The organism is Archangium lansingense (genome assembly GCF_026626635.1).
GTDB lineage: Bacteria > Myxococcota > Myxococcia > Myxococcales > Myxococcaceae > Archangium > Archangium lansingense.
This window is the reverse complement of record NZ_JAPNKA010000001.1, coordinates 10,726,285-10,738,698: the sequence shown is the minus strand read 5'-3', so window position 1 is coordinate 10,738,698 and position 12,414 is coordinate 10,726,285. Positions and strand designations below refer to the sequence as shown.

Genomic DNA, 12,414 nt, shown 5'->3' with positions numbered 1-12,414 from the left:
CCGGGTGAATGCGAGAGTCTGGCCGCTCGGGCTGCTAGCTCCCCGAAGAGAGCGTCACCAGGTTGGAGAGGATGGACAGCAGCTCGGTGGGCTCCACGGGCTTGGCCACGTGCATGTTGAAGCCCGCCGTCAGGGCGCGTGCTCGGTCCTCCACCCGCGCATAGGCCGTGAGGGCCACCGCCGGCACTCCGCCTCCCTCCTCGACCGAGAGAGCGCGCACCTGGGCGATGAGCCGGTAGCCGTCCTCCCCCGGCATGCCGATGTCCGAGACGAGCAGCTCGGGCCTTCCCTCGCGCACGGCCCGGAGAGCCTCGGCCGCGGAGGCCGCGGTGACGACGTGCGCCCCGTACTCCTCCAGCATCACCTTCAGGACCTCGCGGTTGTCCTCCTCGTCGTCCACCACGAGGATTCGCCGCTGGGCGAGCACCGCATGCGTGGGCGGCAGGGTGGGGCGCGCGGCGGGACGCTCTGGCGGGGCCAGCCGGGACTGGGCGAGGGGCAGGTGAATGGTGAAGCTGGCCCCCCGGCCTGGCCCCTCGCTCGCGGCCTGCACCGTCCCTCCGTGCAGCTCCACGAGATGGCGGACGATGGAGAGCCCCAGGCCCAGTCCCCCATGCCGCCGCGTGGTGCCGCCTTCGAGTTGGCGGAAGCGCTCGAAGATGTGCGGCAGGAAGTCCGCCGGAACCCCCGGCCCCTCATCCGCCACCGTCACCTCCACCGAGGACTCCACGCGCCGCAGCCGTACCCAGACGCGGCTCCCTCCGGGCGAGAACTTCACCGCGTTGGAGAGCAGGTTCCACATCACCTGCTGCAACCGGCCCGCGTCCCCCATCACCAGGTGCTCGTCCGGTTCCAGCTCGGCCAGCAGCCGGATGGCCTTGGCGTCCGCCGCGGGACGGACCGACTCCATCGCCGCCTGGACGGTGTCCGCCAGGTGCACCGGCTGCGTCTCCATCCGCAGCTTGCCGGAGATGATGCGGCTCACGTCCAGCAGGTCCTCGATGAGCTGGGCCTGTGCCTGGGTGTTGCGGTCCACCGTCTCCAGCGCCTTGGCGTGCTTGTCGGGGGAGAGCCGTCCGGTACGCAGCATCTTCAACCAGCCGATCATCGCCGTGAGCGGGGTGCGCAGCTCGTGGCTGACGGTGGCCAGGAAGTCATCCTTGAGCCGGTTGGCTTCCTCGGCGCGCTGGCGCTCCTCCTGGGCCAGGGAGAAGAGCCGCGCATTGTCGAGCGCCAGCGCCACCCGGCGCGCCACCTCCTCGGCCAGCAGTACGTCCCCGCGCTCGTAGCGGCGGCCAGAGCCCTCCGTGGTGAGGAATGTCAGCACGCCGAGCGTCCTCCCTCGCGCCACCAGCGGCACGGACAACATGGAGCGGCACCTCGTCTCCCGGATGGCCAGCAGGTGCTCGGTTCCCTGGGCCGAGTGCTCCTCGAACTCGCGCGTCACCTCCGCCACGTAGACGGTCTGGTCCAAGCGCATCGCCCGAGCGGACGGGTGCTCGGGGTTGTGGACGGGCGGGAAGTGACGCAGCCGATTCGCCAGCTCGGTCAGGGAAGGGTCCGCGTGCGTGACATCGACGCGCTCGACGCGGCCGTCCTCTCCCACCAGGTCCACCATGCACCAGTCCGCCAGCACCGGCACGGCGAGGCGAGCCACCTGTTTGAGCGTGGCCTCCTGGTCCAGTGAGGTGGCCAGGGCCGCGCTTGCCTCGGAGAGATAGCGCAGGGACTCCACGCCGCGCTTCTGGTCGTCGATGTCCGTGCTGGTGCCGAACCAGTGCTTGATGCGTCCCAGGCCATCCCTCAGGGGCAGGCTCCGCGCGATGAACCAGCGGTACGCGCCGTCCGAGGCCCGTCGCATGCGGTACTCGACGGCGTAGGGCTCACCCGTGGAGACCGCGCGCCGCCACGCAGCCAGCGTGTCCTCCTGGTCCTCCGGGTGGAGGGCCTGGAGCCAACCCTCGGCCAGGGCCTGCTCTGGCGTCTGCCCCGTGTACTCGTACCAGCCCGGGTTGAGGTACTCCACGTGCCCGTCCGTCCGCGCCCTCCAGATGAGTTGGGGGAGCGTCTCCGCGAGCAACTGGAAGTGGGCCTCGGTCTCACGCTGCTGCTGCTCGGCGTGCTTGCGGGTGGTGATGTCCAGCACCACGCCCGACAGCTTCGTCGGCTGTCCGTGCTCGTCGAGCAGGACCCGTCCGCGGCTCTCCTGCCAGCGCACACGGCCATCGGCGCGCAGGACGCGGTACTCCAGCTGGTACTCGCCCCGCTCTCGCGCCGTCTGCTCCAGCGTGCGCGCCACGAGCTCGCGCTCCTCGGGGTGGACGAGCGCCAGGCAGGCGTCGAGGGTTCCGCCGAAGGTGCCGGGCATCATGCCGTACATGGCCTCGAGGTTGGGGGACCACACCACGCGCTGGCTGCGAAGTTCCCACTCCCAGGCCCCCACCTCCGCCGCCTTCAACGTCCTGCGCAGATGGGCCTCGCTGTCGCGCAGAGCGGCCTCCGCTCGCTGGCGGTGGGCCAGGGCCTCCTCCGCCGCCTGACGGGCATACACCTGCTCCGTCACCTCCACCGCGAAGAGCAGCACGGCCTCTACCTGGCCCCCCGTGTCCAGCAGAGGCTGGTAGGTGAAGTTGAAGTAGCCCTCGACGCGCTGGCCGTCGTTGTTCCGGTCCAGCATCAGTCGGCGCGCGGTGGCTGTGTACGGCTGCCCGGTGCGGAAGACGTTGTCGAAGACCTCGAAGAGGCCGGCATTCGCGTATTCGGGATGAGCCTCCCGTGCGGTGCGACCGATCAGTGTTCGGCCTCCATGGAGCCGCTGGAGGCCGGGGTTGGCCAGCTCGCACAGCTGATCCGGCGCCCGGTAGACGCCCACCGCCGCGGGCACCTGCGTGAGGATGGCCTGGAAGCGGGCCCGCTGCCGCTCGGCCTCGGCCTGTACCTGGGCGGCCTGCTCGCGCGCCAGCACCGCCTCTCGATCGGCCACCTCTCGCTCCCGCGTCCGGAAGTCGCGCAGGAAGGAGACGGCCGTGAAGCCGATGAAGGCCAGCAGGAAGCCGCTGCCCGAGAGCACGAGCACGTCGGCGCTCCTGGATGTTCTCTCCAGCCGCGCGTTCTGCCGCTCCAGGCGCTTTTGCGCCTCTTCGCGCAGCTCCCGCTCCAGCACGCGCAACTCGTCCATGAGCCGCTCGCCCGCGCCGGAGCGGATGGCCTCGAGCGCGGCGGCGGATTGCCCCTGCCGTTCGAGCTGGACGGTCCGTTCGATCAGCACGAGCTTGCGCTGGATGAGTGCCTCCATCCGCTCCAGCCGCTGCTGCTGGCGGGCGTCGTCCGAGGTGAGGGTGCGCAGGCGCTCCAGTGAAGGGCGGATGTGGCGCTGGGCGCCCTCATAGGGGGCGAGGAAGTGCTCCTCGTGGGTGAGCAGGTAGCCCCGCTGGCCTGTCTCCGCGTCCTTCATCAGCGACAGCAGTTGCTCCGCTTCGTTGATGACGTCCAGGGTGTGCGCCACGCGGCCCGAGCTCCACGCGAGCTGTCGGGTGGAGCGCAGGAAGAGGCCGGCGATGAGGACCACGGCGAGCGAGGCTGCGAAGAGCCCGGCCAGCACCGGCAGCGGTAGCCGGCGGGAGCGCCTGATGGCGGGGACACCTCCCTTCTCGGAGGGGCCTGGGGTGGGCGTGCTCGGGGGGGGTTGAGTCATTCAGGCTGCCTTCGGGACGGCTTACTCCACCGCCCACCTGGACCGCGGTCCATGTACGGCGGGACAGGCGTCCACGTCGGGTCGGTAACACATGACGGGTGCCCAAATGACAACCGGGTCGCCACCAGGGGACAGTGCCCTGGGGACGGCCCGGTCGTGGGACAGCTCAGCGGTGGCTTACTGCGCCAGGGCCTGCTGATCGGCCAGGCGCTTGGCGCACTCGGCCTTCATGTCCACGTAGTAGTCCTTGGCCGACAGGGAGATGGCCTTGGTGTACAGGTCCAGGGCCTCCTGGTACTTGCCCGAGGCGTCGAGCAGCACCGCGAGGTTGTAGAGCGCCGCGGAGTTCTGCGGGTTGGTCTGCACGTAGGACTCCATCTCGGTGATGGCCTGCGGCACGTTGCCCTTCTCCGCCACCTCGATGATGGGCTTCTGGGCCTTGTCGTCACCGTCCATGCGGATGGCCTTCGTCACGTACTTGGGCGTGATGTCATAGAGGATGCGGGCCACCAGCGCGCGGGCGGCGTTGCCGATGGCGCCGTCCTTGTCCTCGCCACGGCCAACCATCTCGTACTCCTCCTCAGCCAGCAGCGCCTTGCCCGCGGTGTTGAAGGCCGTGACGCTCACCACCGTCTTGGCCTCGTAGAACTTCTCCTCACGCTCGGTGGCGTTTCCCTTGCTGTCGGTGCCCTTGATGACCTCGGTCTTCTTCTCGGCGTCCCAGTCGTTGACGTCGATGCGGATGCCAATCTCATCCTGGCCCTGGGCGGGGCCGCTGCCGGTGTTGAGGATCTGCACGGAGCGGCCGGCCACCTTCACGACGATTCCCTCGTCGGAGCGGTCCGTCACCTGGAAGTAGCCCGCCCCGCGGGCCTGGCGGGTCAGCTCGTCGATCATGAAGTCGCGGGCGCCCTTGCGGCCTTCGGTCTGCACCACCGTCAGGCGCTTGGAGGCACCCAGGTTGACGCGGGCCGGCTGCAGAACATTGACCTTCAGAGTCGGCGCGCAGCCCACCGCCAAGGTGGCCGCAAACGCCAGCACGACGTGACGCAGAGAACGGGAAGACATCATGTCGGGTGAATCCCCCTTTGGACCGCCCGGGAAGGGCGGGGAGCGAAGGCTACACGTCTGATTATCTGGCCTACAACCCAGGGGGGAGGGTAGGAAAAGACCCGCGGATGGGGATGCTCCCTTGGCTTTGGGCCGGGCCTGCGTATTCTGCGCGCCCTCATGTCGTCTGCTTCGTCCGTTCCCGCCTCCCCCCCGCGCCCATCGGGCGCCACTCCCGTCCTCTCCGCGGTGCCCGATATGGCCCCGGAGCCGAGCACCCGGCTGCTGCTGCTGTTGCTGCTCGGCGCGGCGCTGCTGCCGCGCCTGGTGCTGATGCCCTTCAACGAGAACTACTACGGGGACGCGGTCGCGCGCACGGAGCTGGCCGAGCGTTGGGCGCGTGAGCCGCACGTCATCACCTCTTATGGGGATGGGGCCTACCAGTTCGGGCCGCTGCACCTGTACGTGGTGGGGGCGGCGCTGAAGGTGGTGGAGGACAAGGCGCTCGCGGGGCGGCTGGTGAGCCTGCTCTTTGGAGTGCTGTCGGTGGTGCCGCTCTTCGCGCTCACCCGGCGGCTCTTTGGCTGGCGCGCCGGGGTGTGGGCCTCCCTGGCCTTCTCCGTCTGGGGCATGCACCTGCAGATGTCCACGACGGCGGCCAGCGAGGCGCTCTCGCTCTTCTTCATGCTGTGGGTGTTCGCGCTCATCGCCGAGGGGTTGGACGAGAACCGACTGGGGCCGCTCTTCGGGGCCGGGGTGGTGCTCAACCTGGCGTGTGCCGTGCGCTACGACGCGTGGATGTTCATCCCGCTGCTGTCCGTCGCGCTGCTCTTCTGGGGCGAGGACCGGGTAGCCGCCCTCACGCGCGCGGTGGGCTTTGGCCTGCTGTGTCTGCCCTTCCCGCTGCTGTGGATGCAGGGCAACGAGATGGCGCATGGAGATCCTTTCTTTCCCATCACCGCGGTGGAGCAGTTCCACGCGGACTGGACGCGCGAGGGCGTGGCCCGGGTGGGGCAGTTGCGCTACCGGCTGGAGAGCCTGGGCTTCTGGCCGGGCGTGGCGCTGCTGACGCTCTCGCCGGGCGTGGCGCTGCTGGGCATGGTGGGCATGTGGCGCTCGTGGCGCGAGCGGCCGGACACGCGCTGGCTGGTGCTCGCCGCGCTGGTGCCCACCGCCTACTTCACCTTCCGCGCCGCGGTGCTGCTGAACTTCCAGCCGCTGGGCCGCTTCACGGTGACGGAGGTGGCGGTGCTGCTGCCCTTCCTCGTGCCAGGCCTCGAGGCGTGGCGCGGGGCCGGGGCGCGCAAGGCCGTGGCCGGGGTGTCCGCGGTGCTGGCCGTGGCCGTGCCCCTGGCCCTGGGCCTCTACACCTTCCGCGCCGATGGTCGCTGGCAGGACAGCCTCCGCCCGGTGAGCCCTACCTCCACCAACCCGGTGCCGCTCATGCAGGTGGCTCGCTTCCTGAAGGAGGAGGTCGCCGCCAAGGGAGGCGCCGCCGTGGTGGATCAGGACCCCAGCTATATGGATCTCCAGCTCGCCTTCTTCTCCGGCCTGCCGGATGAGCGGCTGGCCCGCGTGCGCTGGGAGACCTTCCGCAAGCACCTGCGCGAGGCCCAGCCGGAGTACCTCGTGCGCTTCGACCAGGGCACGCTGGTGAGCGACCCGGGCGTGAAGCTGGAGGGCCGCACGCTGACGCTCGACGGCGTGGCGTATGAGGAGCAGGACGGCTTCTCCGCGCCGCTGCACGTCTACCGTCGCCGCTGAATCGCGTTCCCGGGCGAGCGCGCCTGCTGCGCCTCATAGGAGAACTCAGCTGCCCTTGGGGGGCGGACGGCGGGGCAGCCGCACCGTGAAGGTGGTGCCGTCCATCGGGGTGGAGCGCACGTCGAGGGTGCCTCCATGGCCGAGGACGATCTGCTGGGTGATGTAGAGGCCCAGGCCCAGGCTGCCCCGGCCCGCGCCGGCCTCTGGCCCCCGGTGATAGGGCTCGAAGAGCGTGGGCAGCAGCTCGGCGGAGATGGCGGGACCCTCGTTGTGCACCTCGAGCAGGAAGCTGGAGTCCATGCTTCGGGTGGACACGCGCACGGGTGTGCCCGGAGGACTGTGCTGGAGCGCGTTGCCCACCAGGTTGGTGACGACCTGGGCCAGTCTGCCCTCGTCCCCTTCGCCCTGGCCGTCGCCGCTGGCCTGGAGGTCGATGTAGCGCCCGGGCCAGGCCAGCCGCACTTCCTCCACCGCGCGTCGCACCTGCTCATGGAAGTCCAGGGGCTGGGGGTGGATGGGAATGCCGCCCCCCGCACGCGCCTGGGTGAAGTCGAGCAGATCGCGGATCATCCCGCTGGCCCGCTCCGCCGCCGCGGTGATGCGGTAGGCCGCTCTGCTGGCGCGCTCGCTCACCGCTTCGCGCTCGAGCAAGGTGGCCGACAGGGCGATGGCGTTGAGGGGATTGCGCAGGTCATGGCTGACGATGGCCACCACGTCCTCGCGCACCCGAATGGCCTCCTGGGCTTCCTGGTAGAGGCGCGCGTTGTCGATGGCCATGGCGGCGCGGTCCGCGAGCCCCTTGGCTACTTCCAGGTCCGCGGCGAGCTCGTTGGCGTGGGGCCGGGTCCAGATGAGGTTGATGAGCCCGAGCTTGCGGCCGCGGGCCACCAGGGGAACGAGGGCCACGGACTTGGGGTCGAGCGCCTCCAGCAGGGCGCGGTGCTCCGCGTTTCGGGCCGCGGCATCCAGCCATGCGGCGGTGACCGTTGGCACGGCCAGGGCCTCGTTGTTCGCCAGGGCCCGGGCCATGGGGCTGTTGCTTCCCACCATGGGAGGGTAGGGCCGCGTCCGATAGAGCGGCTCCTCCATCGCGGGATTCCGGGACGCCACCTCCAAGCGGTGCAGCTGTCCGTCCTCCCCCAGCAGATCCACCGTGCAGTAGTCGCACAGGTGCCTGACGGCCAGCGAGGCGAGCTTCTTCAGGGTGGTGGTGACGTCGAGCGACTGAGAGAGCAGGGTGCCCGCCTCGAGGAAGAAGGCCTGGGTCTGCTCGGCGCGCTTGCGCGCGGTGATGTCGCGCACTCGCCCCGTGAAGAGTCGTCCCTGGGGCAGGAGCGTCTCGCTGACGGTGAGCTCCAGGGGGAAGATGCTCCCGTCCTTGCGCCGGCCCTCCGCCTCGCGTCCGATACCGATGACCTTGCGCTCGCCCGTGAGCAGGTAGTGCTTCATGTAGCCGTCATGCTCGCTGCGGTAGGGCTCGGGCATGAGGAGGCTGACGTTCTGGCCGATGAGCTCCTCGGGTGCGTAGCCGAAGAGGTGCGTGGTGGCGAGGTTGACGCTCTGGATGAGGCCCTGCTCGTCGATGGTGATGATGCCGTCCACCGCCGTATCCAGGATGGCCTGCAGCCGCTGCGTCGTCTCGCGCAGGGTCTGCTCGTTCCTCTTGCGCTCGGAGATGTCGCGGGTGACCTTGGAGAAGCCGTGCAGCATGCCGGCCTCGTCGCGCAGGGCGGTGATGATGGCCTCCGCCCAGAAGCGCTGGCCGCCCTTGCGCACGCGCACCCCCTCCGTCCGGCAGTAGCCCTGGGTGGCTGCGGTTTGGATGCACTCGCCAGGCAGTCCAGCCGCCACGTCCTCGGGCGTGTAGAAGAGGGAGAGGTGCTGGCCGAGCACCTCCTGGGCCGTGTACCCCTTGATGCGCTCGGCGCCCGCGTTCCAGCTGATGATCCGCCCCTCGGTGTCCAGCATGAAGATGGCGTAGTCCTTCACCCCCTCCACCAGCTGGCGGAAGCGCTCCTCGCGCTCGCGCAGGGCCCGCTCGGACTGCTTGCGCGCGGTGATGTCCGTGGAGATGCCGCCGAGCGCGGAGGGACGGTCTTCGCCCCCGTGCAGGGGGAACTTCACCGACAGGTACGTGCGCGGGCCCGAGGCGAGCTCGACCTCCTCCTCGAAGGTGCAGGTGTGGCCGGCGAACACCCACGCGTCATTGGCCCGCAGCGAGTCGGCCAGCGCCTTGGGGAAGAGGGCGGAGTCGTCCCGGCCCAATATCTCCTCGAGCGGACGGCCCACGAGCTGCTGCTGGTAGCGGTTGCTGTAGAGGTAACGGCCTTCGGCGTCCTTGGCGAAGATGGCGGCGGGAGCCTGGTCCAGCAGGGCCCGGAGCCGCTCCTCACCCAGGCGCTGCACGGCGTCGCGCTGGCGCAGGTACTCCGCCACGCCCTCGGCGATGCTGGTGGTGATGAAGGCGCTCAGGGCCCGCACCTCTCCCAGGGTGACGCGCACCCTCGCCTCCTTCACCAGGTCCAGGATGCACTCGCGCAGCACGTGGTACTCACGCACCAGGGCCTGCACGTCGAAGCCGATGCGCAGCCGCTGACCACCGTGCTCGCGCGCCACGGGGAGCCACTCTGGCACCGAGCTCTCTCCGGAGGTCGTGTGCTGGCGCAGCACCCGCGTCATCTCCCACAGGTACTCGCCGATGTGGTCCTCCAGCTCGGCCTGTGAGCGGGGACCGGGAGCGAGCCCCTCGCGCAGGTGTTCCATCCACCGATGGATGATGTCCTCGTGCCGGGTCTCCAGGAGGTCCGCCAACGTGATGGGCGAGGACTCCGACGTGTGCGGGTCGAAGTTCACCGCGGCACCTCCCCGGAGATGGCGAACTGCCTGGCCATGAGCCTGTCCCGTTCTCTCCGGGGCGAGGCCTCGATGGTGCCGGTGAGGGTCGGGTGCGGGCTCATGGAGAAGTTCCGGTGTCCCGGTCATGCGTGGAACGGGCCAACCTCCCAGGCAAGCTCATGGATGTGAGGGGTCGTCATTCACGGGACATATGCAGGGGAACCCCGGTTCGCACTGGCGGCCGTCCCTACCCGGGAAGAGCCGCCGGCCCCGCGATTCCCCGCCGGTCTGAGCGCACACCTGCCGGGGGAGCGAACTGAAGAATTTACTGGTCCTTGCTTGTAAGGACTTCAGTCCGACTCTCAACCCCAGGGATAAGTGCTGAAGAGGACAGACAGGGGAGCTGGCCTGGTTCCTGCTTTATGCAGGCCCGGAATGCGTAGACCCGAGAGTCTCTACAAGTACACCGTGGAAGTCAGCCCGAACGCCTGGAGGCAGATGGCTCACTTGCCACTGGCGACGTACCAGCGCATTCGCGAGGAACTGGATGCAGTCGCGGCCCGAATGAGGCCGGAGACGCCCGCTCCCTTGCCGCAGAAGTACGTTCGGCCCGTGGAGACTCGCTCCCTGTTGGTGGAGAACCACATCGCGCTCTATGAGGTAGACACTCTGCGCAAGCGGCTCACGCTGAGGGAGATTGCCTGGCGTCCGGTGCAGGGCACGTAGGAGCCCGAGCAGGGGCGCGTGGGCCTTGGGGGCGACTGTCAGATCCGCGGCCTGATGGCGGTTGCTGTTCCCGGCATGGTCAAACACGACGCGCGCAGGGTGGAACAGGGTCGATGGGAGCTCGGCACCTTTATTCGGGAGAACCGCTCTCGGCTGCTGCAAGAGTGGGAGGGGGCGGTGCGCCAACTTCCGTATGCGCGGGAGCTGTCGAGACCCCGGTTGCTCGATCACCTGCCGGATCTCTTGGACCGGATCGCCAACGTCGTGGAGACCGTGCGGACCGGAGGGGACGAGTCCCTCGAGGAGCTGCCGGAAGTGCATGCTCTGGAGCGGCTGGACTCGGGCTTCGACCTGGACGAGGTGGCCGGGGAGTACGCCCTGCTTCGGGGCTGCATCCTCCAGCTCTATGCCGAGCACGTGGAGTCAGCCGGCGCGGGGTTGATGGCGACGGCGATGCGGGAGGTGGTGCGTTTCAACCGGACGTTCGATGAGGCCGTGGCCGCGGCTGTCTCGCGCTATGCCCGGGCGCGTGAGCGCACGCTGGTGGCGCTCGACCGCATCTCCGAGGCAGCGCTCGGGACGGAGGACGCGGACACCTTCCTGCCGACCCTGCTGCGCGTCATTCTGGAGACGACCGAGGCGGTGGACTCCGTCACGCTGCTGCTGCGCGAGGGGGACATGCTCCATGTGCGCGCCTCGGTGGGGCTGGAGGAGGAAGTGGCCTCCGGTTTTTGCCTGCAAGTGGGCGAGGGCTTCGCCGGGACGATCGCCGCCGAGCGGTGCCCGAAGGAGGTGCACTGCGCGGCGAAGGATCCGCTGGTGAAGAGCGAGGCCGTCCGGGCCCGGGGCACTCGTGCCCTGTATGGGGTGCCGCTGCTGTACTCGGGGGAAGTCATCGGCGTGGCCCATATGGGCAGCCGCACGACCTACGAGTTCTCCAACGAGGACAAGCTGCTCTTCCGGGCGATGGTGAGTCGAGCCACGGGCCTCATCGTCCAGGCCCAGCTCACCGCGCGGGAGAGGGCGGTGGAGCGGCAGCAGGCCGAGACGCTCGCGTTGTTGGACACGCTGCTGGCCACGGCTCCGGCGGGCCTGGCGCTGCTCGATACGGAGCTGCGCTACGTGCGCATCAACGAGGCGCTGGCCACCGCCAACGGCCATCCGGTGGAGGCCCACCTGGGGCGGACGGTGGCCGAGATGATTCCGGACGCCGCGCCGATGATCGAACCGCTCCTGCGGCGGGTGCTGGAGACGGGCGAGGCGCTGCGCGGCAAGGAGTTCAACCTCGTTCCCGCCACGGACCCGGGAGTCCCGCACTGCTGGGTGGGGGACTACTTCCCGGTGCGTGCGCGGGATGGGCAGGTGCTCGGGGTGGGCGGTCTGATGATGGACATCACCGAGCGCAAGCAGCAGGAGGAGCGGCTGCGCCAGACGGCGGAGTTCCGCGAGCGCTTCCTGGGGGTCGTCTCGCATGACCTGCGCAACCCGCTCAACGCCATCCTGCTGTCAGCCAACGCGCTGCTGCGCACCGAGGGCATCCCGGCCAGTCACACGAAGATGGTGCGCCGCATTGTCACCAGTGGGGAGCGCATGGTGCGGATGATTGGGGAGCTGCTCGACTTCACGCGCGGGCGGCTGGGGGGCGGCATTCCCATCCATCCCCAGCGCGCCAATCTTCGTCACCTGTACCGCCATGTGCTGGAGGAACTGGAGATCGGCTTCCCTGGCAGGGAGCTGCGGCTGCACGCGGAGGGCGACTTCATGGGGGAGTGGGACCCGGACCGGCTCGCCCAGCTCCTGGGCAACCTGGGCAAGAACGCGCTCGACTACAGCCCGGCGGATACCCGCGTGGACTTCTCGCTTCACGATGAGGGCGACTGCGTGCGCATGGAGGTCCACAACGCGGGTCCGCCCATTCCGAGGCCGCTGCTGGCGGGCATCTTCGAGCCGTTCCGGCGGGCCGTGGAGGGCGACGCCCATCCGACCTCGGGCCTGGGGCTGGGTCTGTTCATCGTTCGGGAGATTGCTCGGGCCCACGGCGGCACCGTCGAGGTGCGCTCCACGGAGGCGATGGGCACTACCTTTACGGTGCGGCTGCCGCGCTACAGCGGGCGAGGGGCGGAGTCCGTCGGGACCGTGCATTAGTGGAGTGTCCACGAAGTCTTTGGACATAGTCCGCAGGCGCCGTGGATGTCCCCTCTCCCTCTGGGAGAGGGCTAGGGTGAGGGTCTTCCCTCTGTATGACGTCGCTGCAGCGAGAGACACGCAGGGGACTACCCTCACCCCCCGCCCTCTCCCAGAGGGAGAGGGAGCATGCGCAACACGACTATGTCCGTCTCGGCGGC

The 12,414-nt window shown here is 69.4% G+C and carries 6 protein-coding genes; 3 read left to right on the top strand and 3 right to left on the bottom strand.

All coding sequences use genetic code 11. From position 1 onward, the window contains the following. Nucleotides 1-34: 34 nt before the first annotated feature. Together OV287_RS42825 and OV287_RS42820 are read right to left on the bottom strand one after the other, a co-directional pair. The gene (locus OV287_RS42825; protein ID WP_267539812.1) at nucleotides 35-3,694 is read right to left on the bottom strand and encodes a PAS domain-containing protein; all 3,660 of its coding nucleotides are present in this window, start codon (nucleotides 3,692-3,694) and stop codon (nucleotides 35-37) included. Nucleotides 3,695-3,871: 177 nt separating this feature from the next. Then, nucleotides 3,872-4,765 carry a tetratricopeptide repeat protein gene (locus OV287_RS42820; RefSeq protein WP_267539811.1) on the bottom strand — a complete coding sequence of 298 codons (894 nt, stop codon included), beginning with the start codon at nucleotides 4,763-4,765 and terminating at the stop codon, nucleotides 3,872-3,874. Between the two features lie 159 nt (nucleotides 4,766-4,924). Here OV287_RS42820 and OV287_RS42815 point away from each other — a divergent pair, with 159 nt between their 5' ends. After that, nucleotides 4,925-6,508, top strand: coding sequence for a glycosyltransferase family 39 protein (locus tag OV287_RS42815; RefSeq protein WP_267539810.1), 1,584 nt, complete (start codon nucleotides 4,925-4,927; stop codon nucleotides 6,506-6,508). 45 nt (nucleotides 6,509-6,553) lie between these two features. Here the strand turns inward: OV287_RS42815 and OV287_RS42810 are convergent, their stop codons facing one another. Continuing rightward, nucleotides 6,554-9,361, bottom strand: a complete 2,808-nt coding sequence (locus OV287_RS42810) for a PAS domain S-box protein (RefSeq protein ID WP_267539809.1) — start codon at nucleotides 9,359-9,361, stop codon at nucleotides 6,554-6,556. A gap of 417 nt (nucleotides 9,362-9,778) precedes the next feature. Here OV287_RS42810 and OV287_RS42805 point away from each other — a divergent pair, with 417 nt between their 5' ends. Both OV287_RS42805 and OV287_RS42800 read left to right on the top strand, forming a co-directional pair. After that, entirely contained in the window at nucleotides 9,779-10,069 is a 291-nt protein-coding gene (locus tag OV287_RS42805; RefSeq protein ID WP_267539808.1) for a hypothetical protein, read from the top strand. A gap of 177 nt (nucleotides 10,070-10,246) precedes the next feature. Continuing rightward, complete coding sequence (locus tag OV287_RS42800) at nucleotides 10,247-12,214, top strand: ATP-binding protein (RefSeq protein WP_476693146.1); 1,968 nt, start codon at nucleotides 10,247-10,249, stop codon at nucleotides 12,212-12,214. The last annotated feature ends 200 nt before the right edge of the window (nucleotides 12,215-12,414 follow it).

What these genes read in the sequence shown, in the direction of transcription:
- OV287_RS42825 (WP_267539812.1), bottom strand. Translation starts at nt 3,694, where the DNA reads ATGACTCAACCCCCCCCGAGCACGCCCACCCCAGGCCCCTCCGAGAAG.
- OV287_RS42820 (WP_267539811.1), bottom strand. Translation starts at nt 4,765, where the DNA reads ATGATGTCTTCCCGTTCTCTGCGTCACGTCGTGCTGGCGTTTGCGGCC.
- OV287_RS42815 (WP_267539810.1), top strand. Translation starts at nt 4,925, where the DNA reads ATGTCGTCTGCTTCGTCCGTTCCCGCCTCCCCCCCGCGCCCATCGGGC.
- OV287_RS42805 (WP_267539808.1), top strand. Translation starts at nt 9,779, where the DNA reads ATGCGTAGACCCGAGAGTCTCTACAAGTACACCGTGGAAGTCAGCCCG.